This is a genomic window from Mesorhizobium sp. WSM4817 (assembly GCF_055811135.1).
In genome coordinates, this window is record NZ_JBVVQQ010000001.1 from 277,590 (window position 1) to 301,817 (window position 24,228).

The window sequence follows — 24,228 nt, forward strand, 5'->3', positions numbered from 1 at the left end:
GGCAGCGCCGAGTCCGACAATTGACGACCCAATCCGGATTCGCCGACTCGAAGGAGAAAAAAATGCTCGACATGGCACCCTCAAAACAGGCGGCCACTTGGCTTTCCTCTCTCTCCCGCGCCCTCGAGGCGGGCGACGCCGCGGCCGCGACCGATCTGTTCGTCGAGGATTGCTACTGGCGTGACCTGCTGACCTTCACCTGGAACATCAAGACGATGGAAGGCCGCGCGGCGATCCGCGACATGCTGGATGCCACTCTGGCGGCGACCAAGCCGACCGCCTGGCAGCTCACTGGCGAGGCAAGCTCGCACGAAGGCATGATAGAGGCCTGGTTCAGCTTCGAGATGTCGTCGGCCTGGGGCCAAGGCATCATGCGCCTGCAGGACGGCAGATGCCGGACGCTGTTCACGGCGATGAGCGACCTCACGGGTTTTGAGGAGCGCAAGGGACCGGCGCGGCCGCTGGGTGTCCGCCACAAGGCCGACCCGGACCGCGAGACCTGGGCCGAGGCGAGGGCGCGCGAGGGGCGTGATCTTGGTGCCATTGAGCAGCCCTATTGCCTGGTCATCGGCGGCGGCCAGGGCGGCATCATGCTGGGCGCGCGGCTGCGGCAACTCGGCGTGCCGGCCATCGTCATCGAGAAGAATGCGCAGGCCGGCGATTCCTGGCGCAACCGCTATCGCTCGCTCGTGCTGCACGATCCGGTCTGGTACGACCATCTGCCCTACATCCCGTTTCCGGAAAACTGGCCGGTGTTCACGCCCAAGGACAAGATGGGCGACTGGCTGGAAATGTACACGCGCGTCATGGAGCTCAATTACTGGACCTCCACAGAATGCATCAGCGCGTCCTACGACGAAGCCAAAAAAATCTGGACGGTCGAGGTCGACCGCGCCGGCGAGCGCATCACGCTGATGCCAAAGCACATCGTCTTCGCAACCGGCGCCTATGGCCCGCCGCGGCAGATCGACCTGCCGGGCGCCGCTGCGTTCCAGGGCGAGATCCTGCATTCCAGCCAGTATTTTAGCGGCGAGAAATTCCGCGGCAGGCGCGTCGCGGTCATTGGCGCGGCAAGCTCGGGGCACGATGTCGCCGTCGACCTCTGGGAGAGCGGCGCTGCGGTGACCATGATCCAGCGCTCGCCGACGACGGTGGTGAAGTCAGACACGCTGATGGAGGTCGGCTTCGAGATCTTTTCGGAAAAGGCGCTGGCCCGCGGCATCACCACCGAAAAGGCCGACATGATCGTCGCCTCGACGCCGTTCGCGCTGCTGCCGCAAACCCAGCGGGCGCTGTACGACATCATCAAGGCGCGCGACGCGGCCTTCTACGACCGCTTGCGCGGCGCCGGATTCGCCATCGATTTCGGCGACGACGAGACGGGGCTGCTGATGAAGGCCTACCGCACCGGCTCGGGTTACTATATCGACGTCGGCGCGTCCGATCTGATCATCGACGGCGCGATCGGCATCCGCAGCGGTGTCGAGATCAAGTCGCTGACGCCGACCGGAATCCTGTTCGACGACGGCAGCGAATTGGCGGCCGATGCGATTATCTCCTGCACCGGCTATCAGTCGATGAACGAAACCGTGGCGGCGATCGTCTCGCGCGACGTCGCCGACGAGGTCGGGCCGTGCTGGGGGATTGGCTCGGGCGTGAAAGGCGACCCGGGACCATGGCAAGGCGAATTGCGCAACATGTGGAAGCCGACGGCGCAGGAAGCGCTATGGTTCCACGGCGGCAATCTGGCGCTCTCGCGTTTTTACTCGAAATATGTGGCGCTGCAGATCAAGGCGCGGATGGAAGGCGTGGCGACACCGGTTTATGGGTAGCAGCGCTCTTCTCCTTCTCCCCTTGTGGGAGAAGGTGGATTGGCGCGCAGCGCCAAGACGAATGAGGGGTGTTGGACGGAGTGAGGCGTTGGTGTTCTCTGGAGCACCCCTCATCCGACCGAGCTTCGCTCGGCCACCTTCTCCCACAAGGGGAGAAGGAAGAGCCGCCCAGCCTTCACCCACGCCCGAAATGCCGGCTCACCACATCGACATGTGTCTCATGCGCATGCGCTTCGAAGCACTCGGTGTCACCAAAATCGTTAGCCGCCTCGTTCGGCCACCAGGTGCCGCCGACCACGATGCCGTCCGAGACCAGCCGCTGCTCGGCGGTCAGCGACGCACCGACCGCGTCGACAAAGGTAAAACGGCCCGGACGCAGCCGCAGCACCGCTATGTCGCCGACGGCACCGACCTTAAGCGTGCCAAGCTCGGGCCTTGCGATCGCCTCGGCCGGCCGTTGTGTCGCCGCGCGCAGCACCTCGACCAGCGGCATGCCGAGCGCCATCAATTTCGACATGCAGACCAGAATGTCGAAGGCGGGGCCGTCGACGCAGTAGAGATGCACGTCGCTGCTGATCACGTCAGGCGCCAGCCCTTCGCTGAGCATCGCCCTGGCAACCGAGAAATCGAACGAGCCCATGCCGTGGCCGATGTCGAAGATGACGCCGCGCTCGCGCGCCAGCCGCATGTCGGGCCGGACCGCGCCCGAGGCGAAGACCGGCGCGTTGGGAAACGGCCGGAAGCAGTGGGTGAGGATGTCGCCCTTGCGCAGCCGCGGCAGCACTTCCGAACGGCCTGGCGGCGGCTCGTCGATATGCGCCATCAGCGGCAGGCCGGCCTGGTCGGCAGCCTCGAGCGCCAGATCGACCGGCGCGATGCCGCTGCTGCCGCCGGCATGGCGACCCGAGCGTACTTTTACGCCGACGACCACGTCTGCGTGCTCGCGCACCGCCGCCACCGTCTCGCGCGGTTCGCAGAGCCGCAGATCACTGCACTCGCCAACCGAAACGGTCTGCGAGAAGCCGAAAATGCCGGCAAAGGAAATGTTGACATAGGCCAGGATGCGGAGCTTCGAGCGCTCGATGACGTGGCGGCGAAAGCCGAGGAGGTTGCCGGCGCCAGCGCTTCCGGCGTCGATGAAGGTTGTGGTGCCGCTTTTTGCAGCGAGGCGGTCGGCATCGACGCCAAGCGAGGTGCCGCCCCAATAGACGTGGCTGTGCAGGTCGATGAGGCCGGGCGCGACGATGGACCCCGTCGCATCGATGACGCGCGCGGCGCGCTCGAAGGGAATGTCGGGATCGATCGCGGTGATGCGGCCGTTGGCGATGGCCAGATCGCGTTGCGCATCGAGGCCGGATGCCGGATCGATGAGGCGGCCGCCCTTCAGCAGGAGATCAAATTGCATCGGCGTCCGGCTCCTGTCTGTTCTCGTTCAACCGGCCTGTCCGCGCAATTCTCATACAGGCCATGTCGGAAAGCAACATTTTTTCGGACTTCATGTTGCTTTATTACAGGAGCGTCGCAAGCGTAAGCGTAGCGCCAAAAATTGCCGATCTCCCCCCAAGTGGGGGAGATGCCAAGTTTTGGCAAAGAGGGCAGGACAGAGGGGGGCGCTGTCCCGCCGACTTTCCGCAAGGTTCTGCCCGGCAGCAGCATTTTGGAAGGAGGGAAGCGGTGCCATGCTCCGCCAAGGCACTCACCGGTCGATCCGCGTCGACAGGATGATCGACGACGATGTCCGCTCGACCCCGTCCATCGCGCCGATCTCATCAAGCAGCGTGTCGAGATCCTTGATCGACGGCGCGTCAACGATGACGATCATGTCGAAATTGCCGCTCACCGAATGCAGCGTCCGCACCGGCGGCAGCGCCTGCAGGCTGCGCACCACCTTGTCGGCAAGCTTGGGCGTGACGGTGAGCAGGACATGCGCCCGCACCAGTCCCTGTTCGTAGTCGGGTGAAAGCCTGACGCCATAGCCGGTGATGATGCCGCGCTGTTCCAGCCGCTCGATCCGGCTCTGCACCGTCGTCCGCGACACGCCGAGCCGCCGCGCCAGTTCGGCCGTCGAGGCGCGCGCATTCGCGCGCAGCAGGGAGAGCAGGGCCTGTTCGGCGTTGCTAAGCACTTTCGACGAACCTCATCAGCATACTGTCCAATTTGGCACTTCGTTTTGAACAGTTCAACACTTCCTTTCGACAGGCAAGCTGCGATTCTGTCCGCTCTGTGAAAGGCAAGGCGAGGGAACTGTCATGAAGAACATCATAATTGTCGGCGCCGGCAAGATCGGCTCGACCATCGCCGAGATGCTGGTTTCCACCGGCGACTATCACATAACCCTCGCCGACCGTTCGGCCGCACAGCTCGGCGCGGCCGAACTGCCTGAAACGATCGAGACGTTGGAACTCGACATCGAAGCCGCCGGCACGCTCGAAGCGGCCCTGGCCGGCAAGTTCGCGGTGCTCAGCGCCGCGCCCTTCCACCTGACCACGCGCATCGCCGAAGCGGCGGCCAGTGCCGATGTGCATTATCTCGACCTGACCGAGGACGTCGTCGCGACCCGGCGCGTCAGGCAATTGGCGCGTACCGCCGACAGCGCCTTCATCCCGCAATGCGGGCTGGCGCCGGGCTTCATCTCGATCGTCGCCAATGATCTCGCCAGCCGCTTCGACACGCTGGAGAGCGTGCGCATGCGGGTCGGCGCACTGCCGCAATACCCGTCGAATGCGCTGAACTACAATCTGACCTGGAGCACGGACGGCGTCATCAACGAATATTGCGAGCCTTGCGAGGCGATCGTCGAAGGCGAACTGATCGAGGTACCGCCGCTGGAGGAGCGCGAGGAATTCTCGCTCGACGGCGTCACCTACGAGGCGTTCAACACCTCGGGCGGGCTCGGCACGCTGGCCGAAACCCTGAAGGGCAAGGTGCGCACGCTGAACTATCGTACCATCCGCTACCCCGGCCACGCCGCGATCATGAAGGCGTTGCTCAACGATCTCGGCCTGCGCCACCGCCGCGACGTGCTGAAAGACATTTTTGAGAGCGCCCTGCCGGCGACGCTGCAGGACGTCGTCATCGTCTTCGTCACCGTCAGCGGCCGCAAGAACGGCCGCCTGCTGCAGGAAACCTACGCCAACAAGATCTACGCCAGGCGCGTCGGCGACAAGGTGCGCAGCGCCATCCAGATCACCACCGCCTCCGCCATCTGCGCTGTGCTCGACATGCTGGCCGACGGCAGCTTGCCGGCGAAGGGTTTTGTCAAGCAGGAAGACATCGCGCTCGACGCCTTCCTCGTCAACCGCTTCGGCCGCGCCTATGCGCAGCACGAGATGGTTAGCCGGCTTGCGGGTTAGGTGCTCGCTGACCAGAGATCGGTGGGACAGCGCCCCCCTCTGCCCTACCGGGCATCTCCCCCACTTGGGGGGAGATTGGCCGGCATCTCCGCTTTCGCCAATCTCCAACGCTTAAAGTAGGGCGGGACGGCGAGGCTGCCGATCTCCCCCCAAGTGGGGGAGATGTCCGGCAGGACAGAGGGGGGCGCGAAGGAACTCGACCGAACGAGGTTCGAATCCGCCGTGAGGCCAGCCAGCCCTCAAACATGCAAGGCATGCCCCATCGCCTTCAGCGCCGCCTCCTGAAAACCCTCGCCTTGTGTCGGATGGGCATGGATGGTGCCGGCGATATCCTCCAGCCGCGCGCCCATTTCCAGCGCCAGGCCAAACGCCGTCGACAGTTCCGACACGCCCTGGCCGACCGCCTGGATGCCGAGCACCAAATGGTTGTCGGCGCGGGCGACAACCCGGACGAAGCCATCCTCACTCAGCTTGGTCATCGCGCGTCCGTTGGCGGCGAACGGAAACAGCCCGACCTTGATCTCGCCGCCGAGCCTCTTGGCCTCCTCCGGCGACAGGCCGGCGGTGACCAGCTCCGGATCGGTGAAGCAGATGGCGGGAATTGAGCGCTTGTCCCAGCTGCGCTTGTGGCCGGCGACGATCTCGGCGACCATTTCGCCTTGCGCCATCGCCCGGTGCGCCAGCATCGGCTCACCGGTGACGTCGCCAATGGCAAAGATGCCGCGCATCGAGGTGCGGCACTGATCGTCGATGCGGATGAATTTACCCGCCATATCGAGGTCGATCTGCTCCAGCCCCCAGTCTTCGACCACCGGCTTGCGCCCGACGGTGACCAGGATCCTGTCGGCAGCGATCTTGGCATTCTTGCCGGCCGCCGTTTCGACCAGCAGCGCATCCCCCTTGCTCGACAGGCCCTTGGCCTTGGCGTTCACGAGCACCTCGATGCCGAGCTCGGCGAGCCGCTTCACCACCGGCCGGGTCAGCTCGGCATCATATTGCGCCAGCACGCGCGGCAAGGCCTCGACCACGCTCACCTTGGCGCCCAGCTTGGCGAAGGCGATGCCGAGCTCGAGCCCGATATAGCCGCCGCCGACGACGGCAAGCCTTTCCGGGACTTCGCTCAGCGCCAGCGCTTCGGTCGACGAGATCACCGCGCCGCCAAACGGCAGGAACGGCAGCTCGACCGCCGCCGAGCCGGTCGCGATCACCACCATCTCGGCGCGGACCACCTGCATGCCGGTCTCGGTCTGGACCTCGACGGTCTTGCCGTCGCGGAATTTCGCCCAGCCATGCACGGTCTTGACCCCGGCCTTCTTGAGCAGGCCGGCAACGCCGCTGTTAAGCCGGCTAACTATACCGTCCTTCCAGGCGATGGTCGCTTCGAGATCAATCGACGGTGTGGCGATTGAAATGCCGAGCGGGCTCTTGCCGCTCGCCATGTGCGAGATTTTCTCGAACTCCTCGGCCGCATGGATCAGCGCCTTGGACGGAATGCAGCCGACATTGAGGCAGGTGCCGCCCGGCTTGCCGAACTCGACGATAACCGTGTCGATGCCGAGCTGGCCGGCACGGATGGCGCAGACATAGCCGCCCGGACCGGCGCCGATGACGAGCAGCTTGCAGGATATTTCCTTCATCATGGCACCCTGGTTGGTCGAGCCGGCGGGACAGCACCCCCCTCTGGCCTGCCGGCCATCTCCCCCTCAAGGCTGGAGATTGGCAGCTTTGGCGCTCCGCTTGGTCCTGCAACGCTGGAGATCATCGAAAGTCGGGATGACAGCCGATCTCCCCCCTTGAGGGGGAGATGTCCGGCAGGATAGAGGGGGGCGCGAAGGATCGCTACTGCTCTCATTCTGCGCCCCTGCGATCCCCTGTTCATCATCTCAATCCACGAAAATCAGCGCCGGGGTCTCCAGCAGCGTCTTGATCCGCTGGATAAACACCGCGGCGTCCCAGCCGTCGATGACGCGGTGATCGAAGCTGGAGGACAGGTTCATCATCTTGCGCGGCATGAACTGGGTGCCGTCCCACACCGGCCGCACCATCATCTTGTTGACGCCGAGGATCGCCACTTCCGGATGATTGATCACCGGCGTCGTCGCCACGCCGCCCATGGCGCCGAGCGAGGTGATGGTGATCGTCGATCCCGACAGTTCGTCGCGCGCCGCCGTGCCTGACCTGGCCGCCTCGGCGAGCCTGAAAACCTCGGCGGCGCAGTCCCAGATGTCGCGTGCCTCGGCGTGCTTGACCACCGGCACCACCAGCCCCGAAGGCGTCTGCGCGGCAATGCCGATATGGACGCCGCCATGCTGGTGGACGATGCCGGCCTCGTCGTCGAACAGCGCGTTGATTTTGGGCTGGTCGGCGATCGCCTTGACCATCGCCCGCATCAGGAACGGCAGCAGCGTCAGCTTCGGCCGCTCCACGCCGCCGCGCTTCTCCTTGTTGAGCGCCGCGCGCAAATCCTCCAATGCCGTAACGTCGATCTCCTCGACATAGGTGATGTGCGGGATGCGCGACTTGGCCAGCGCCATCTTCTCGGCGATCTTGCGCCTGAGCCCGATGATCTTGATGTCCTCGACCGCCTCGTTGCGGGCGAGGCCGGAGACCTTCGCAAGCTGCGGTCCGCGCGCCAGGAAGGCGTCGATGTCCTCGTGGAGAATGCGGCCGGCCGGGCCGCTTCCCCTGACCTGTCGGAGATCGACGCCAGCCTCCTTTGCCCTGAGGCGGACGGCCGGCGACGCCAGCGGCCTTTCACCTTCGGGACGCGGCGCGGCGACGAGCGCAGCACCCCCACCCCTAACCCCTCCCCGCAAGGGGGAGGGGGATTCCGTCGCCGATGCAACCTCACGCTCAGTGATTTTTCCGGGCGGGGACGGGTGCGGTGCCGCTTTGGCACTGGCTTCGGCGGCCGAAGCGCGTCCCCCTCCCCCTTGTGCGGAGGGGCCAGGGGTGGGGGTACTGCGGTCGGTAATCTTGGCGCCCGCCTCGCCGCCCGGCTCCGCAGCTGCATTCACATTGCCCTCGCCGGCCACTTTCAGGCGGACAATGGGCGAGCCGATCGCCACCGTGTCGCCGATCTCCGCACCCAGCCAGACGATCTCGCCGTCGACTGGCGAAGGAATCTCGACCGTCGCCTTGTCGGTCATGACGGCGGCAAGCACCGCGTCCTCGCGCACGAGGTCGCCGACCTTGACCTGCCATTCGACCAGTTCGGCCTCGGCGACGCCTTCGCCGACATCGGGCAGCTTGATCACATATTCGCCCATCGTCAGGTCCCCTCTACCGAAGCGTTTGCGCTGCCCCTCACCCCTGCCCATTCCGGGGCGAGCCGCTTGTCTCGCCCGTCCTTCGGACCCCCGTGAACAACGGGGAGAGGGGGATCGCCGGCGTGGCGGCCAGTCCCTTCTCCCCGTTCTTCACGGGGAGAAGGTGCCGGCAGGCGGATGAGGGGCGGTGCCACCACTGGCAATTGGTCCGAGGCTCTACCTGCCATCGTCAAGCCTCCATCGTTTCGACGAGCGCGCGGCCGAGCCTGGCCGGACCGGGAAAATAGTCCCATTCCTGCGCATGCGGATAGGGCGTGTCCCAGCCGGCGACCCGCACCACGGGCGCTTCCAGATGGTAGAAGCAGTTTTCCTGCACCAGCGCCGACAGTTCGGCGCCGAAGCCGGATGTCAGCGTCGCCTCGTGCACGATCACGCAGCGGCCTGTCCTGTTGACCGAGTCGACGATCGTCTCGAGATCGAGCGGCAGCAGCGTCCTCAGATCGATGATCTCGGCGTCGATACCGGTCTCCTCGGCCGCCGCTTGCGCGACATAGACCATCGTGCCGTAGGCCAGCACGGTGACAGCAGCGCCCGGCCGACGGATCACCGCCTTGCCGAGCGGGATCGTGTAATGCCCGTCGGCGACCTCGCCGAGCTCATGCTTCGACCACGGCGTCACCGGGCGCTCGTGATGGCCATCGAACGGGCCGTTGTAGAGCCGCTTCGGCTCCAGGAAGATCACCGGATCGGGATCCTCTATCGCCGCGATAAGAAGACCCTTGGCGTCATGCGGATTGGACGGCACGACGACCTTCAGGCCGGAGACATGCGTGAACAGCGCCTCCGGGCTCTGGCTGTGGGTCTGGCCGCCAAAAATGCCGCCGCCGGTCGGCATCCTGACCACAATCGGGCAGGTGAAATCGCCGTTCGAGCGGTAGCGCAGCCGCGCCGCCTCCGAGACGATCTGGTCATAGGCCGGATAAACATAGTCGGCAAATTGCACCTCGACGCAGGGTTTCAGGCCGTAGGCGGCCATGCCGATGGCCGAGCCGACGATGCCCGCTTCGCTGATCGGCGTGTCGAAGCAGCGGCTCTTGCCGTATTTCGCCTGCAGGCCTTGCGTGCAGCGAAACACGCCGCCGAAAAAACCGACATCCTCGCCGAACACGATGACGCGTTCGTCGCGCCCCATCGACACGTCCATGGCGTCGCGGATCGCCTCGATCATGGTCCGTCTTGGCATGGTCAGACCCCCGCCTGCTGGCGCTGGCGTCTGAGATGCGGCGGCATCTCACCATAGACGCCTTCGAACATGTCGCGCGTCGAAGGCTTGCCGCCGGCATGCAGCGTGCCGTGGCGCTCGGCCTCCCTTTGCGCCGCGATCACCGTTTCGAGGATTTCCGCCTCGGCCTGGGTGTGGCGCTCGTCCGACCGGACGCCGCGCTGGATGAGATGGTTCTTCAGCCTGACGATCGGGTCGCCGAGCGGCCAGGCGTCGGATTCGGCCTTCGGCCGGTAGGCCGACGGATCGTCGGAGCTTGAATGTGCGCCGACGCGATAGGTGACATATTCGACCAGCGTCGGCCCAAGATTTTTCCGCGCCCGCTCCGCCGCCCATTTGGCCACCGCGTGGACGGCGAGATAATCGTTGCCGTCGACCCGAAGCGACGGAATGCCGAAGCCGAGGCCGCGGGCGGCAAATGTGCCGGAGCCGCCGCGGGCGATGCCCTGGAAGGTCGAGATCGCCCACTGGTTGTTGACGACGTTGAGCACGACCGGCGCCTTGTAGGTCGAGGCGAACACCAGCGCCGAATGGAAGTCGGACTCGGCCGTCGAGCCGTCGCCGATCCAGGCGGCGGCGATCTTCGAATCATTGCTGATCGCCGAAGCCATCGCCCAGCCGACCGCCTGGATATATTGCGTCGCCAGATTGCCGGAGATCGAGAAGAAGCCGTGCTCCTTCGACGAATACATGATCGGCAGCTGCCGTCCCTTCAGCGGATCGGCCTGGTTCGAATAGATCTGATTCATCATCGTGACCATCGGATAGCCGTCGGCGATGAGCAGGCCGGCCTGCCGATAGGTCGGAAAATTCATGTCGCCCGGCGCCAGCGCCTTGCGGAAGGCGCAGCTCACCGCCTCTTCGCCCAGATGCTGCATGTAGAACGAGGTCTTGCCCTGGCGCTGCGCCATCTGCATGCGCGCGTCGAAGCTGCGCAGCGTCATCATATGGCGCAGGCCTTCCAGCAACTCGTCGTCGGAAAGCAGGCCGGCCCACGGCCCGACGGCTTCGCCGGCGCGGTTGAGCACGCGGATGATCGAAAACGCCAGATCGCGGATATCACGCGGATCGACATCGATCTCGGGACGCGGCACCGAGCCGGCCTTGGGGATGGTCACATCAGAAAAATCCGGCGTCCCGCCCGGTCGCACCTCGGGCTCCGGCACATGGAAGCGCAACATTCCCGCATCGGCCATGACCTTCGTCCTCCCATGTTGCCCGGCCAAGATACTTGCACACCGGCAGACCAGTGCCAATTCGTCGGGCAAGGCTTCCGGCCAACCACCGCGCCGCCAGCAGCACCTGTCAGGATGAAGATATGTCAGCGAAATTTCTTGTCGATCTTCCGGCTCTGCGCGCAATTTGGCGCATGATTGCGCCTGGTTTCCCGCCAGATTGGACAAGGCGACGGATCGAGCGGCTAGCGCTGCGGCCTTTCCTTCTCCCCTTGTGGGAGAAGGTGGCCGCGAAGCGGTCGGATGAGGGGTGTTCCAGCCTGGCACCGACGGCACTCCGTCCAACACCCCTCTTCCGTCTTGGCGCTGCGCGCCAATCCACCGCCCGGGGCGAGTCACGGGCCGCGCCCGCCCTTCGGGCCCCACAAGGGGAGAAGGAAAGGGGCGACCGCCGTTCACCCCGCGCCCGCATCATGCTAACCCATAACCCATGGCACAGAAGAAAGGTTACGAGGTCGATTCGTGGTTGGCGCGGCCGGACCCGCGTGTCTCGATCGTCCTGCTCTACGGGCCCGACCGCGGGCTGGTCGCCGAGCGCGCCCGTGCCTTTGCCGGCAAGACCGGCCTGCCGCTCGACGATCCGTTCTCTGTGGTCAGGCTGGACGGTTCGGAAGTCGATCGCGACGAGGGCCGCCTGCTCGACGAGGCCCGCACCGTCCCGATGTTTTCGGACCGGCGCCTGCTGTGGGTGCGCAATGCGTCCGGCCAGAAGGCGCTTGCCGACGACGTCAAGGCGCTGACCGCGGAGCCGCCGCGTGACGCCATCATCCTGATCGAGGCCGGCGACCTGAAGAAGGGCGTCGGGCTGCGCGCCATTGTCGAGGCGGCGGACATTGCCATGGCGCTGCCGTGCTACGCCGACGAGGCGCGGGACATCGATACGGTCATCGACGACGAATTGCGCAAGGCCGGCATGTCGATGACGCTGGAAGCCCGCCAGGCGCTGCGCCGCAACCTCGGTGGTGACCGGCTGGCCTCGCGCGGCGAGATCGAAAAGCTGGTGCTCTATGCCCACGGCCAGAGCGAAATCGGCCTCGATGACGTCAAGGCGACGTCGGGCGACGTCTCTGGCCTGTCCTTCGATGACGCCGTCGATGCCTTGCTCGACGGCAAGGTCGGCGACTTCGACATCGCCTTCACCCGTCACTGCCAGTCCGGCGGCCAGGCATTTCTGGTGCTGTCGTCGGCGATGCGGCAGCTGCAGGCGATCCAGGCAATGCGCGGCCTGATGGACGCCGGCGGCCGCAACGCGGCTTCGGTCGTCGCCGCGGCGCGCCCGCCGGTTTTTTTCGCGCGGCGCAAGCTGGTCGAAAGAGCCCTCGAACGCTGGAGCAGCGAGGCGCTCGCCCGCGCGCTCAACCGCCTGCAGACGGCGGTGCTGCAGACCCGGCGCCGGCCGGACCTCGCGGTCGCGCTGGCCCGACAGGCGCTGCTCGGCATCGCCGTGGAGAGCGCAAGACTGGCGCGCACCTGATCTCCCCCCTTGAGGGGGAGATGTCGCCGAAGGCGACAGGGCAGCGCGTGGAGCGCCGACATCTTCTTCGCTTCAGCAAGGTGCCGGCGCTTGATGTGAGGCGACCCCTTCTGGCCTGCCGGCCATCTCCCCCTCAGGGAGGGAGATCAGCAGCCTCGACGATTTCGCCAATCACCGGCGCTAGAAAAGGGGAGGGCTGCCAATCGCCGCCCCTCCTTGCCCTGCCGGCCTCTTATCTGCAACGTTGGTGATTGGCGAAGCCGTCGATGACAGCCCCCTCTCCCCGTCACTATACGGGGAGAGGATGCCGGCAGGCAGGTGAGGGGCGGCGCAAGCGCTGGAGCAGGTAGCCTATAAGGTCGCCGATCCTCGCCTAAAACAAGCGGGACCCGAGCTCTTTGCCGGCTAACTATTGCTCCTGCTTCAGCCGCCGGCAAAGCTCGTCGAGTTGCTCCAGCGTCCGATAGGCGACGCTGATCACCCCGCCGCGCTCGTTGTGCTCGATCGTGACGAACATGCCGAGCGTGTCGGTCATGAACTTTTCCAGCGCCCGCGTATCAGCATCCTTTTGCACCGGTGCTGCAGGCTGTCGCTTCACCGTCGGCGCACCCGCCGGCATCTGCGCCAGCGCTTCGGCCTGGCGCACCGAAAGCCCGTCCTCGACGATGCGCTTGGCCAGGCCCGCCGGATCCTGCGCCGTCACCAATGTACGGGCATGGCCGGCCGACAGCGCGCCGTCGACCAGCATGTCGCGGATCACGTCCGGCAGCTTCAACAGCCGCAGCGTGTTGGCGACATGGCTGCGGCTCTTGCCGATCACCTGGCCGAGATCGGCCTGGGTGTAGCCGTGATCGTCGATCAGCTGCTGGTAGCCCATCGCCTCCTCGACCGGATTGAGGTCGGTGCGCTGGACGTTTTCGATGATCGCCAGCTCGAGCGCGGTGCGATCGTTGACATCGCGCACGATGATCGGGATCTCGCTCAGCCCGGCGCGCTGCGCGGCGCGCCAGCGCCGCTCGCCGGCGATGATCTCGTAGCGGCCAGCTTGCGTCGGCGATGGCCGCGCCACCACCGGCTGCACCACGCCATGTTCGCGGATCGACTGGGCAAGATCGGTCAGGTCGGCGTCGCCGAAATGCCGGCGTGGATTCTTTGGGTTCGGGCTAAGGAACTCGATCGGCACCTTGCCGTCGGCATTCATGCCCGGCTTTTCCACTACTGCCGGACGATCGATTTCGCCGATCAGCGCCGCCAGTCCCCGGCCCAGTCTTTTTCTCGAAAGGTCTTCGCTCATCGTCTGTCCAGATCGTTTCGGTATCAATTCGGCTTCTAAGCGGCGCGCAGTTTGCGCTCGCGGCGGATCACCTCGGAGGCAAGCTGCAGATAGGCCTGGCTGCCGGAGCATTTGAGGTCGTAGAGGATCGCCGGCTTGCCGTAGGACGGCGCCTCGGAGACGCGCACATTGCGCGGGATGACGGTTTCATAGACCTTGTCGCCCATATGCGCCCGCACGTCCTGCACCACCTGGTTGGCGAGGTTGTTGCGCCCGTCGAACATGGTCAGCACGATGCCCTGGATGGTCAGCTCAGGATTGATCGAGCGGCGGACCTGCTCGACCGTCTCCAAAAGCTGGCTCAGGCCCTCGAGCGCAAAGAACTCGCATTGCAGCGGCACCAGCACCGAATCGGCTGCCGCCATCGAGTTCAGCGTCAGCAGATTGAGCGACGGCGGGCAATCGATCAGCACATAGCCAAAATTCGCCGAGCGCTCGGCCGAGGCGCGCAAGGCGTTGCGCAGCCGCAGCACCCGGTCCGGCGCCGAGGCGATCTCCATTTCGATGCCGAGCAGGTCGAGCGTCGACGGCACGATCGACAGTCCCGGCACCGCCGTCGGGATCGCCGCCGCCTCCAGATCGAGCTCGCCGGTCAGCACGTCGTAGGAGGAAACGGTGCGGTCGCGCCGGTCGATGCCGAGACCGGTGCTGGCGTTGCCTTGCGGGTCGAGATCGACGATCAGCACCCGCTCGCCGATCGCCGCCAGCGCCGTGGCCAGATTGATGGCCGTCGTCGTCTTGCCGACGCCGCCCTTCTGGTTGGCTACGGTGATGATTCGGGGGCCATTCTTCATCATGGGTCTGTGCCAGAAATTCATGCCGAGGTCGCCGATCTAAGTCAGTTGGCGCAAATCAGACAGTTCGAGGATGACGCCATGAGCGTCGGTCGCGCTGGCATGTTCTACCAGATCGAACGACCATCGTTGAGCGCTTTCTGCCAATTCGGTACGGTAATCCCGGCCTTTGTGGAACAGGCCGCAGGTGCCCGTCGTCAGCCACGGCGCCGCCAGTTCGAGCAACACCGGAAGCGACGCCACCGCTCTGGCAGTAACGATTTGAGGTGTTGAAACAAACGGATACGCGTCGTCGATGCGGCGCGCGACGACCCTGGCCGGCAGGTTGAACTGGCCCACGACCGCTTGCAGGAACGATGCCTTTTTCCGATTGCTTTCAACCAGGTCGATGCTGGCGCCGTCGCGTTCGGCAAGCAGGAACGCCAGCACCAGGCCGGGAAAACCGCCACCGGAGCCGAGATCGAGCCAGCGCTTCGCGTCTGGTTTGATTCGCGCCAGCTGCGCGCTGTCGAGGATGTGGCGGCGCCAGACGTCGCCCTGCGTCGACTGCGCCGCCAGGTTTATCCGGCGGTTCCATTTCTGAAAGACCGTCTCGAACTCTACCAAGCGTTCGAATGTTTCACGTGAAACCGGACCGGCAGCCGATTGCAGGCCCGCCCATGAGGCAGCGCTCACGCAACATTCCTTCGCGTGGCAGCCTCGGCGTTGCGGACATGCGCGACAATGATTGCCAGTGCCGCCGGCGTCATGCCTTCCATACGCTGAGCGTCGGCGATCGAGCGCGGCTGGCGTGCCAGCATCTTTTGCTTCAACTCGTTGGACAGCCCCGGAACGGAAGCAAAATCGAGCGACGCCGGGATCAATCGGCTCTCTTCATGCCTGATCTGCGTGACGTCAGCTTGCTGGCGATTGAGATAGACCGAATATTTCGCTTCCGTTTCAAGGCGTTCAGCCGTTTTGCTGTCAATTCCCGCAAACTGCGGGGCGATTCTGGCCAGCCAGGCGACGTCGACGCCGGGATAGGCCAGCAACTCATAGGCCGAGCGGCGTACCCCGTCCCGGTTGATCACCAGCCCATGACGCGCCGCTTCATTCGGGGTCATGGTGAAGCCAAGCGCAAGGTCCCTCGCATTTTCAATGTTCTGCACGATATCGCTAAACCGTTGCATCCGCTCCTGCGAGGCAATCCCGAGCTTCATCGCCAGCGGCGTCAGCCGCTCATCGGCATTGTCGGCGCGCAGCGACAGCCGGAACTCGGCCCGCGAAGTGAACATCCGATACGGTTCGGCGATGCCACGGCTGGTCAGGTCGTCGACCATCACCCCGATATAGGCCTCGGTGCGGCTGAGCACGATCTGGTCGCTTGCCGACGTTTTGCGCGCGGCGTTGAGGCCGGCCAACAACCCCTGCGCCCCGGCCTCCTCGTAACCGGTGGTGCCGTTGATCTGCCCGGCCAGAAAAAGACCGGCGATCCGCTTGGTTTCCAGCGTCGGCTTGAGCTCGCGCGGATCGACATGATCGTACTCGATGGCATAGCCGGGCTGCAGCATCGTTGCACGTTCCAGACCCGGGATGGTCTTCAAAATGTCGAGTTGCACGTCCTCGGGCAGCGAGGTCGAAATGCCGTTCGGGTAGACGGTATCGTCGTCCAGCCCTTCCGGCTCGAGGAAAATCTGGTGGCCTTCGCGGTCGCCGAACTTGACGATCTTGTCCTCGATCGACGGGCAGTAACGCGGTCCCACCCCTTCGATCGAGCCGGAATACATCGCCGACCGGCCCAGATTGGCGCGGATCAGCTCATGTGTAGCCGCCGTCGTGCGCGTGATGCCGCAATGGATCTGCGGATTGTCGATGCGGTCGGTCATCAGCGAGAACGGCACCGGGTCGTCATCCGCCGCCTGGCTCTCCAGCGACGCCCAATCGATCGTGCGCCCGTCCAGCCGCGGCGGCGTGCCGGTCTTCAGCCGTCCGAGCTTGAAGCCGGCGCGGCTCATCGTCGCCGACAGGCCGAGGCTGGCCTGCTCGTTCATGCGGCCGGCAACGATCTTCTTCTCGCCGATATGGATCAATCCGCGCAGGAAAGTGCCGGTGGTCAGCACCACGGCGCCGCAGCCAAGCCGGCGGCCATCCGCCAGCAGCACCGCCCCCAGGCGCCCATTGGCGATTTCGAAATCCAGGACCTCGCCCTCGACCACGTCGAGACCCGCCTGTTCGCGAATCGCCGCTTGCATGGCAAGCCGATACAGTTTTCTGTCGGCTTGCGTGCGCGGCCCGCGCACCGCCGGGCCCTTGCGGCGATTGAGCAAACGGAACTGGATGCCGGCCGCATCGGCGACACGTCCCATCAGCCCGTCCATGGCGTCGATCTCGCGAACCAGATGGCCCTTGCCGAGCCCGCCGATCGCCGGATTGCACGACATGACGCCGATCGTCTCGAAGCGCAGCGTCACCAGGGCAGTCTTGGCGCCAGCGCGCGCGGCAGCACTGGCCGCCTCGCAACCAGCATGGCCGCCGCCCACCACAACCACATCATAGTGATCGGTCATTTTTAGTGTTCCAGATTCAGGTTGACCGACACATGTCCCCGTCAGGACGTGGTGTCAAGCCGGCACCTTCTCCCCGTAAAGTGACGGGAGAAGCGGGCTAGCCGCAGCAACGACGGGTCTTTTGCAACGCTGGTGATTGGGGAAACCGTCGACGGTTGTGTCCTTCTCCCCGTCACTATACGGGGAGAAATGCCGGCAGGGCAATGAGGGGCAGCGCTAAGTCTCAAATTCGATCCCGTCTCGGGGACCGTGGATCGTTTCACGTGAAACAATGCCTTCGAGCTAATCGCGTAGTGTTTCACGTGAATCACCCAGAGCTGGCCGGCCCGCAATGTTTCACGTGAGTCATTTGCCGATGCAGAACTGCGCAAAGATGACGTCGAGCATGTCCTCGACATCGACCGCCCCAACGATGCGGCCAAGCCGATCCGCCGCCAGCCGCAATTCCTCTGCCCGCAGTTCCTGCCCGCGTCCATCCTCTGCCGCTGCCGCCAGCAGGAAGCGCTTCGTCTCGTTGAGCAGTTCGACGTGCTGCAGCCGCGACGGCAGGATATCGCCGGCCTGGCCGACCTGCGCTCCGGCGCGACGGCCGATCTCGGCCAGCAATTCCGCCAGCCCGGTGCCGTCCTTGATCGAGATAACCGCGTCGTAGCGCGCCACAAGCGATTCATCCCGCAGCAAATCGGCCTTCGTCCCGATCCTCAAGGCCGCGACATCAGGTGGTATTGCGCCGATCGCCACCGGCTCCACCATATCCTCGAGCACCAGCAACAGATCGGCAGTGCCGGCCTTGCTCCTCGCCCTTTCGATACCGATCGCCTCAATCCTGCCGGGCGTTTCACGCAAGCCGGCGGTATCCGTCACTCTTACCCGCATCCCCTCCAGATCCAGCACCACTTCGAGCAGATCGCGGGTGGTGCCGGGCTCTTCAGTGACGATTGCCGCCTCGCGCCGGGCCAGAGCGTTGAATAGGCTCGATTTGCCGGCATTCGGCGCACCAAGAATGACGACCTCGAACCCGTCACGGATGATTTCTGCCGCCCGGAAGCCTTGGACATGGCGCTCGATCTCACCGATCATCGCGCGGACGTCCGACCAGACCGTCTCTGCAACGGAACCGGGCACATCGTCTTCGTCGGCAAAATCGATTTCTGCCTCGATCATCGCGCGCGCATGAATCAGCCGACGGCGCCAGGCGAGGTAGAGCTCGCTCTGCACGCCTTCGGCATTCTGGACGGCAAAGCGCCGCTGCGCCTCGGTCTCGGCATTGACGAGATCGGCCAGCGCCTCGGTCTCGACCAGATCGACCTTGCCGTTGAGAAAGGCGCGGCGGGTGAACTCGCCCGGCTCGGCATGTCTGACGCCGTCGAAGCCGGCGATCACCTCCAGCATCTTCGCCACCACGGCCCGCCCGCCATGGACGTGGAATTCGGCGACATCCTCGCCGGTAAAGCTGTTTGGGCCGGCAAAGAAAACGGCCAGCCCGTTGTCGAGCACCGATCCGTCCGGCGCCCTGAACTGGCGATAGGCGGCAACACGGTTCTTGACCTTGGGGCCAGCAATCGTTTCTACGACGAATCGACTTTGCGGGCCGGAAATGCGGATCACGGCAACCCCGGCGGGCAGGCGGCCGCTCGACAGGGCAACAATGGAATTACCTGAAATCATTTGCCGACCCAGCACAACCGCCCTAGCTTCGCTTGTTCACCAACAGATTGCCGAGTTATCAACAGTGACGTTGCCCGCGAAAAACCTGCTTGCCGAAGAGGCCAGCCCCTATCTGCAGCAGCACAGCGACAACCCCGTGCATTGGCGGGCGTGGTCGCCGGCGTCGCTCGCCGAAGCAAGGGCGCTTGAGCGGCCGATCCTGCTCTCGGTCGGCTACGCCGCCTGCCATTGGTGCCATGTCATGGCGCACGAGAGTTTTGAGAACGCCGACGTCGCCGCCGTCATGAACCGTCTGTTCGTCAATATCAAGGTCGATCGCGAAGAGCGGCCGGACATCGACCAGATCTATATGGCGGCATTGTCGGCGATGGGCGAGCAGGGCGGATGGCCGCTGACAATGTTTTTGACACCGGACGGAAAACCTTTCTGGGGCGGCACCTATTTTCCGCGCGAAGCCCGTTACGGCCGCCCGGGCTTCGTACAGGTGCTGGAGGCGGTCGGCAAGGCGTGGCGGGAGAAGAAAGAAAGCGTTAACCAAAGCGCTGCCGGCCTGACCACGCATGTCGAGGCGCGCCTGGCCGGCAGCCATGCCAAGGCGGCGCTCGACCGCGACACGCTCGCGACGCTCGCCAACGGCATCGACAGCATGATCGACCGGGAACTGGGCGGGCTGCGCGGCGCGCCCAAATTCCCCAATGCGCCATTCATGCAGACGCTGTGGCTGTCCTGGCTGCGCGACGGCGCCACAGCCCATCGCGACGCTGTCTTGCTCAGCCTTGAAAAGATGCTGACGGGCGGCATCTATGACCATGTCGGCGGCGGGCTGAGCCGCTACTCGACGGATGCCGAATGGCTGGTGCCGCATTTCGAAAAGATGCTCTACGACAACGCGCAGCTCATCCGGCTCTGCAACTGGGCTTTTGCGGCGACCGGCAATGAATTGTTCCGGATACGAATCGAAGAGACGGTCGACTGGCTGTTGCGCGAGATGCGCGTCGATGGCGGTGCCTTCGCTGCCAGCCTCGACGCCGACAGCGAGGGCGAGGAGGGGTTGTTCTACACCTGGAGCAGGGATGAGATCGAAACTGCTCTCGGTGACGAATCGGCGTTGTTTTTCCAATACTTCACGCTTTCCAGCCCGCACGGCTGGGAGGGCAAGCCGATCATCCACCAGACTGCGGCCCAGCAAACACAAAGCGTCGCCGATCGCGACCGGCTCATTCCGCTCACAGAAAAACTGCTGGCGGCCAGGGAGCAGCGCGTCAGGCCCGGGCGTGATGGAAAAATCCTGACCGACTGGAACGGCCTGGTGATCGCGGCTCTCGCCGAGGTCGGGCGCGCCCTGAAACGGATCGACTGGATCGAGGCGGCGGAACAGGCCTTTGCTGCCATTGCCAGTGCCGGTCGAGACGGCCGCCTGCCGCATTCGATGCTTGGCGCAAAGAAGCTTTTTCCGGCGCTGTCGAGCGACTACGCCGCCATGGCCAACGCCGCGATCTCGCTGTTCGAGGCCACCGGCACATCGACTTATGCCGAACTGGCCGGCCAATTCATCGCGCAACTCGACCAATGGCATAGCGATGAGAACAGCACCGGCTACTACCTAACCGCATCGGACAGCAGCGACCTGCCGATCCGCATCAGGGGCGATGTCGATGAGGCCATTGCTTCAGCCACCGGCCAGATCATCGAGGCCATGGTTCGATTGTCGTCGCTCTCCGGCGGCCTCGAATTGCAGGAAAAGACCTGGAAGGTCGCCGAACACGCAGCCGGCCGGGCGGCGCATCAGGCCTATGGCCAGGCCGGCATCGTCAACGCCTGTGCCTTGGCAATCGAGCCGTTGAAGCTGGTGCTGGTGGATAGCCCTGACAATCCGAGGCTTGTTCCGGTGGCGAATCGAAATCCTGACCCGCGTCGCATCGACACGATCGTGCCGGTCGGCTCGGCGACAAACCTGCCTATCCTGCCAGGCGGCGCTTTGCCGCCAACGACCGAGCCCGGCGCCTGGCTGTGCACGGGGCAGGTCTGCCTGCCGGTGATAACGGAGGCCGAGGAACTCGAGCGTCGGTTGCGGCACGGATAGGAGAGGGATGCTGCGCCGATCCACCTTCTCCCGCAGGGGAGAAGACAAGAGGCGCCAGCCCCTTACGTATTCATCGAATCGAAGAAATCCGCGTTGGTCTTGGTCTGCTTGAGCTTGTCGATGAGGAACTCGATGGCGTCGGTCGTGCCCATCGGCGCCAGGATGCGGCGCAGCACGAAGATTTTTTGCAGGTCCTGGCGGGCGACCAAAAGATCTTCCTTGCGGGTGCCGGACTTGAGGATGTCCATGGCCGGATAGATGCGCTTGTCCGCCACCTTGCGGTCGAGCACGATTTCGGAATTGCCGGTGCCCTTGAACTCTTCGAAGATGACCTCGTCCATGCGGCTGCCGGTGTCGATCAGCGCGGTGGCGATGATGGTCAGCGAGCCGCCTTCCTCGATGTTGCGGGCGGCGCCGAAGAAGCGCTTCGGCCGCTGCAGCGCATTGGCGTCGACGCCGCCGGTCAGCACCTTGCCGGACGACGGCACCACGGTGTTGTAGGCGCGGCCGAGGCGGGTGATCGAATCCAGCAGGATGACGACGTCGCGCCCGTGCTCGACCAGGCGCTTGGCCTTCTCGATCACCATTTCGGCGACCTGGACGTGGCGCACCGCCGGCTCGTCGAAGGTCGAGGAGACGACCTCGCCCTTCACCGAGCGCTGCATGTCGGTGACTTCTTCCGGCCGCTCGTCGATCAACAGCACGATCAGGTAGCATTCGGGATGATTGGTGGTGATCGAATGGGCGATGTTCTGCAACAGCACCGTCTTGCCGGTGCGCGGCTGCGCCACGATCAGGGCGCGCTGGCCCTTGCCGAGCGGCGCCACCAGGTCGATGACGCGGGCCGAGATGTCCTTCGAGGTCGGAACGTCCATTTCCATCTTCAGCCGCGAGGTCGGGTAAAGCGGCGTCAGATTGTCGAAATGGATCTTGTGGCGGATCTTTTCCGGGTCGTCGAAATTGATCGTGTTGACCTTGAGCAGCGCGAAATAGCGCTCGCCCTCCTTCGGGCTGCGGATCGGGCCCTCGACCGTGTCGCCGGTCTTCAGCGAGAACCGGCGGATCTGCGACGGCGAGATATAGATATCGTCCGGGCCTGGCAGGTAATTGGCATTGGCCGAGCGCAGAAAGCCAAACCCGTCCTGCAGCACTTCGACGACCCCGTCACCGATGATCTCGATATCTTGGGTCGCCAGCCGCTTCAGGATCGCGAACATCAGTTCCTGCTTGCGCATGACACTGGCGTTCTCGACCTCGAGCGATTCGGCATAAGCGATCAGCTCTGGCGGTTTCTTGTTCTTGAACTCTGTGAGTTTCATTTCTTGCATCATTAGACGGACTCTGAGTGAGTAAGTATGGGGAAAATATCGGCGGGATGCGACAAATGCCGGGCGCGGCCGAAGCGATGAATGGGGCGGCGCATGACGGGAAGGAAGACCCGTCTTTTATCGTTGGTCGACTGAAAGAGCAAGCCGCTTGGAAGCGATCAATTGCGAATCTCGGCACCGCCCCTCAACCCCTGCCGGGACCTTCTCCCCGTATAGTGACGGGGAGAAGGGGCTTGGCCGCAATCTGGCGCACATACTGCAACCCTGGATATTGGCGAAGCCATCAATCACAGCGCCCCTCTCCCCGTCACTATACAGGGAGAGGATGCCGGCAGGCAGGTGAGGGGCAGCGCAAACGCGCGAAACAGACACAAATCGTCAAAACGGCTTCACGATGACCAGCACGACGATGACGATCATCAGCAATGTGGGGATCTCATTGACGATCCGCCAGTGCCGAGCCGGCTTTTCGTTGCGGTCCTCGGCGAATTTGCGTACCGCGCCGGCCAGATAGCCGTGAGCGGCCGAGAGGCCGAGCACCGCGGCGATCTTGGCATGCAGCCAGCCACCCTGAAAACCAAAGCCTTTCCAGGCCAGCCAGAGGCCGAACGCCCAGGTGATGATCATGGCTGGATTGATGATGCCGCGCAGCAGCCGGCGCTCCATCACCTTGAAGGTCTCCGACTGGACGGAGCCTTTTTCCGCATCGGCATGATAAACCAGCAGCCGCGGCAGATAGAGCATGCCCGCCATCCACGAGATGACGGCGATGACATGGATCGCCTTTGCCCAGGGATAGAAATCATCCGGCCCGAACAGGAACAGAAGCGCCGCCAGGACGAGGAAGATGATGATGGCGATCGCCGCTCGACTCATCGCTGCACTACCGCTGCTGCCCGCACCACTTTTGGCGTTGTTCATGTCGGTCATCGATGCGCCCGCACCATCTTCACCATCGCCTCGACATGCGCGATCGGCGTTTCCGGCGTGATGCCGTGGCCGAGATTGAAGACCAGCGGCCCATCGCCCAGTGCTTTCAGGATTGCGTCGACACCGTCAGAAAGCGCCTTGCCGCCGGCCACCAGCCGCAACGGATCGAGATTGCCCTGCACAGCACCATCGCGCTGCAGTTCCTTCGCCGTCGTCAACGGCACGGTCCAGTCGAGCCCCAGCCCGGTCACGCCGGTTTTTTGGCGATAGCTGCGGTAATGGGCGCCGGCGCCCTTGGGAAAGCCGATGATCGGAATGTCGGGATGGACGGCCCGGACCTGCCTGACGATCTCCGCCACCGGCCTGACGCAAAACGCCTCGAAAGAAACTTCGTCGAGCACGCCGGACCACGAGTCAAATATCTGCACCACATCGGCGCCGGCTTCGATCTGTCGGATCAGATAGGCAGCCGAGTGATCGGCAAGCACTTTCAGCAGCTGCAGAAAAGCCGCTGGCTCCCGATAGGCAAAAAGCCTGGCCGGGGCCTGATCTGAGGTTCCATGGCCGGCGATCATATAGGTCGCCACCGTCCACGGCGCGCCGCAGAAGCCGATCAGCGTTGTTTGATCAGGCAGTTTTGCCCGCAGCCGCCTGACCGTCTCATAGACCGGTTCGAGATTCACGTGAAACGTTTCGCCGTCGAGAGCGGCAATCTCCGTCGCCGAGATCGGCGTCAACAGCGGTCCACGGCCCTCTTCGAAGCGCACGTCGCGGCCCAGCGCATGCGGCACGACCAGGATATCGGAAAACAGGATCGATGCATCGAAGCCGAAGCGTTCGATCGGCTGCAGCGTCACTTCCACGGCAAGATCGGGATAATAGCAAAGGTCGAGGAACGATCCGGCCCGCCTGCGTGTCTCGCGATACTCCGGCAGATAGCGGCCGGCCTGCCGCATCATCCAGAGCGGCGGCGGAGATACCGTCTTGCCTCTCAACACGTCCAGCATGATGCGGTTTTCGGGCATTCAGCGCTCGCCTCTCCAGGCTTCTCTATAATTAAATATTCTATTTCTAGGAATCTTATGATTCTAAGAGTCTGTT

Annotated in this window: 18 protein-coding genes; 4 read left to right on the plus strand and 14 right to left on the minus strand. The window is 64.3% G+C overall.

Annotated features, from left to right (window positions below; genetic code table 11):
* Positions 1 to 62 precede the first annotated feature (62 nt).
* Positions 63 to 1,832, plus strand: coding sequence for a flavin-containing monooxygenase (locus tag AC0L2K_RS01350; protein WP_473530394.1), 1,770 nt, complete (start codon positions 63 to 65; stop codon positions 1,830 to 1,832).
* 175 nt (positions 1,833 to 2,007) lie between these two features.
* Here the strand turns inward: AC0L2K_RS01350 and AC0L2K_RS01355 are convergent, their stop codons facing one another.
* Together AC0L2K_RS01355 and AC0L2K_RS01360 are read right to left on the minus strand one after the other, a co-directional pair.
* On the minus strand, positions 2,008 to 3,237 hold the full coding sequence (locus tag AC0L2K_RS01355) for an amidohydrolase/deacetylase family metallohydrolase (protein WP_473530395.1): 1,230 nt from the start codon (positions 3,235 to 3,237) through the stop codon (positions 2,008 to 2,010).
* 291 nt (positions 3,238 to 3,528) lie between these two features.
* Positions 3,529 to 3,957, minus strand: a complete 429-nt coding sequence (locus AC0L2K_RS01360) for an Lrp/AsnC family transcriptional regulator (RefSeq protein WP_027153643.1) — start codon at positions 3,955 to 3,957, stop codon at positions 3,529 to 3,531.
* 124 nt (positions 3,958 to 4,081) lie between these two features.
* On the opposite strand from AC0L2K_RS01360, the gene AC0L2K_RS01365 reads away from it, so the two are divergent.
* A complete protein-coding gene (locus AC0L2K_RS01365; protein WP_473530396.1) occupies positions 4,082 to 5,185 on the plus strand; it encodes a saccharopine dehydrogenase family protein in 1,104 nt (367 codons plus the stop codon).
* Positions 5,186 to 5,424: 239 nt separating this feature from the next.
* On the opposite strand, the gene lpdA is transcribed toward AC0L2K_RS01365, so the two are convergent.
* From lpdA to AC0L2K_RS01385, 4 genes are all read right to left on the minus strand, one after another.
* Entirely contained in the window at positions 5,425 to 6,822 is a 1,398-nt protein-coding gene (lpdA, locus tag AC0L2K_RS01370; RefSeq protein WP_473530549.1) for a dihydrolipoyl dehydrogenase, read from the minus strand.
* 246 nt (positions 6,823 to 7,068) lie between these two features.
* The gene (locus AC0L2K_RS01375) at positions 7,069 to 8,454 is read right to left on the minus strand and encodes a dihydrolipoamide acetyltransferase family protein (protein WP_473530397.1); all 1,386 of its coding nucleotides are present in this window, start codon (positions 8,452 to 8,454) and stop codon (positions 7,069 to 7,071) included.
* A 229-nt stretch (positions 8,455 to 8,683) separates the two neighbouring features.
* Positions 8,684 to 9,697 carry an alpha-ketoacid dehydrogenase subunit beta gene (locus AC0L2K_RS01380; RefSeq protein WP_473530398.1) on the minus strand — a complete coding sequence of 338 codons (1,014 nt, stop codon included), beginning with the start codon at positions 9,695 to 9,697 and terminating at the stop codon, positions 8,684 to 8,686.
* Between the two features lie 2 nt (positions 9,698 to 9,699).
* Entirely contained in the window at positions 9,700 to 10,932 is a 1,233-nt protein-coding gene (locus tag AC0L2K_RS01385; protein ID WP_473530399.1) for a thiamine pyrophosphate-dependent enzyme, read from the minus strand.
* A gap of 469 nt (positions 10,933 to 11,401) precedes the next feature.
* Between AC0L2K_RS01385 and holA the strand changes: the two genes are divergently transcribed.
* Positions 11,402 to 12,445, plus strand: coding sequence for a DNA polymerase III subunit delta (holA, locus tag AC0L2K_RS01390; RefSeq protein ID WP_473530400.1), 1,044 nt, complete (start codon positions 11,402 to 11,404; stop codon positions 12,443 to 12,445).
* Positions 12,446 to 12,854: 409 nt separating this feature from the next.
* Here the strand turns inward: holA and AC0L2K_RS01395 are convergent, their stop codons facing one another.
* From AC0L2K_RS01395 to mnmE, 5 genes are all read right to left on the minus strand, one after another.
* Entirely contained in the window at positions 12,855 to 13,739 is an 885-nt protein-coding gene (locus AC0L2K_RS01395) for a ParB/RepB/Spo0J family partition protein (protein ID WP_128176564.1), read from the minus strand.
* Positions 13,740 to 13,774: 35 nt separating this feature from the next.
* Positions 13,775 to 14,575, minus strand: a complete 801-nt coding sequence (locus tag AC0L2K_RS01400) for a ParA family protein (protein ID WP_084646769.1) — start codon at positions 14,573 to 14,575, stop codon at positions 13,775 to 13,777.
* A gap of 36 nt (positions 14,576 to 14,611) precedes the next feature.
* On the minus strand, positions 14,612 to 15,247 hold the full coding sequence (gene rsmG, locus AC0L2K_RS01405; RefSeq protein WP_473530401.1) for a 16S rRNA (guanine(527)-N(7))-methyltransferase RsmG: 636 nt from the start codon (positions 15,245 to 15,247) through the stop codon (positions 14,612 to 14,614).
* Entirely contained in the window at positions 15,244 to 17,118 is a 1,875-nt protein-coding gene (gene mnmG / locus AC0L2K_RS01410; RefSeq protein ID WP_473530402.1) for a tRNA uridine-5-carboxymethylaminomethyl(34) synthesis enzyme MnmG, read from the minus strand. Before mnmG ends, rsmG begins: the two co-directional genes overlap by 4 nt.
* A 345-nt stretch (positions 17,119 to 17,463) precedes the next feature.
* Positions 17,464 to 18,786, minus strand: a complete 1,323-nt coding sequence (gene mnmE / locus AC0L2K_RS01415) for a tRNA uridine-5-carboxymethylaminomethyl(34) synthesis GTPase MnmE (protein ID WP_473530403.1) — start codon at positions 18,784 to 18,786, stop codon at positions 17,464 to 17,466.
* Between the two features lie 64 nt (positions 18,787 to 18,850).
* On the opposite strand from mnmE, the gene AC0L2K_RS01420 reads away from it, so the two are divergent.
* Positions 18,851 to 20,869, plus strand: a complete 2,019-nt coding sequence (locus AC0L2K_RS01420; RefSeq protein ID WP_473530404.1) for a thioredoxin domain-containing protein — start codon at positions 18,851 to 18,853, stop codon at positions 20,867 to 20,869.
* A 62-nt stretch (positions 20,870 to 20,931) separates the two neighbouring features.
* Here the strand turns inward: AC0L2K_RS01420 and rho are convergent, their stop codons facing one another.
* From rho to hemE, 3 genes are all read right to left on the minus strand, one after another.
* On the minus strand, positions 20,932 to 22,197 hold the full coding sequence (rho, locus tag AC0L2K_RS01425; RefSeq protein ID WP_027153631.1) for a transcription termination factor Rho: 1,266 nt from the start codon (positions 22,195 to 22,197) through the stop codon (positions 20,932 to 20,934).
* Between the two features lie 378 nt (positions 22,198 to 22,575).
* Positions 22,576 to 23,127 carry a protoporphyrinogen oxidase HemJ gene (gene hemJ, locus AC0L2K_RS01430; protein WP_473530405.1) on the minus strand — a complete coding sequence of 184 codons (552 nt, stop codon included), beginning with the start codon at positions 23,125 to 23,127 and terminating at the stop codon, positions 22,576 to 22,578.
* Positions 23,124 to 24,152: a uroporphyrinogen decarboxylase gene (hemE, locus tag AC0L2K_RS01435; RefSeq protein WP_473530406.1), complete on the minus strand. Its 1,029-nt coding sequence runs from the start codon at positions 24,150 to 24,152 to the stop codon at positions 23,124 to 23,126. The genes hemJ and hemE overlap by 4 nt, the downstream gene beginning before the upstream one ends.
* Positions 24,153 to 24,228 lie beyond the last annotated feature (76 nt).

Excerpts from the sequence above, each read along its gene's own strand:
- holA (WP_473530400.1), top strand. The coding sequence starts at position 11,402 with ATGGCACAGAAGAAAGGTTACGAGGTCGATTCGTGGTTGGCGCGGCCG.
- AC0L2K_RS01385 (WP_473530399.1), bottom strand. The coding sequence starts at position 10,932 with ATGGCCGATGCGGGAATGTTGCGCTTCCATGTGCCGGAGCCCGAGGTG.
- rho (WP_027153631.1), bottom strand. The coding sequence starts at position 22,197 with ATGCAAGAAATGAAACTCACAGAGTTCAAGAACAAGAAACCGCCAGAG.
- hemJ (WP_473530405.1), bottom strand. The coding sequence starts at position 23,127 with ATGACCGACATGAACAACGCCAAAAGTGGTGCGGGCAGCAGCGGTAGT.
- hemE (WP_473530406.1), bottom strand. The coding sequence starts at position 24,152 with ATGCCCGAAAACCGCATCATGCTGGACGTGTTGAGAGGCAAGACGGTA.
- AC0L2K_RS01365 (WP_473530396.1), top strand. The coding sequence starts at position 4,082 with ATGAAGAACATCATAATTGTCGGCGCCGGCAAGATCGGCTCGACCATC.
- AC0L2K_RS01375 (WP_473530397.1), bottom strand. The coding sequence starts at position 8,454 with ATGGGCGAATATGTGATCAAGCTGCCCGATGTCGGCGAAGGCGTCGCC.
- lpdA (WP_473530549.1), bottom strand. The coding sequence starts at position 6,822 with ATGAAGGAAATATCCTGCAAGCTGCTCGTCATCGGCGCCGGTCCGGGC.
- AC0L2K_RS01400 (WP_084646769.1), bottom strand. The coding sequence starts at position 14,575 with ATGATGAAGAATGGCCCCCGAATCATCACCGTAGCCAACCAGAAGGGC.
- AC0L2K_RS01380 (WP_473530398.1), bottom strand. The coding sequence starts at position 9,697 with ATGCCAAGACGGACCATGATCGAGGCGATCCGCGACGCCATGGACGTG.
- AC0L2K_RS01355 (WP_473530395.1), bottom strand. The coding sequence starts at position 3,237 with ATGCAATTTGATCTCCTGCTGAAGGGCGGCCGCCTCATCGATCCGGCA.
- AC0L2K_RS01395 (WP_128176564.1), bottom strand. The coding sequence starts at position 13,739 with ATGAGCGAAGACCTTTCGAGAAAAAGACTGGGCCGGGGACTGGCGGCG.
- AC0L2K_RS01350 (WP_473530394.1), top strand. The coding sequence starts at position 63 with ATGCTCGACATGGCACCCTCAAAACAGGCGGCCACTTGGCTTTCCTCT.
- mnmG (WP_473530402.1), bottom strand. The coding sequence starts at position 17,118 with ATGACCGATCACTATGATGTGGTTGTGGTGGGCGGCGGCCATGCTGGT.
- mnmE (WP_473530403.1), bottom strand. The coding sequence starts at position 18,786 with ATGATTTCAGGTAATTCCATTGTTGCCCTGTCGAGCGGCCGCCTGCCC.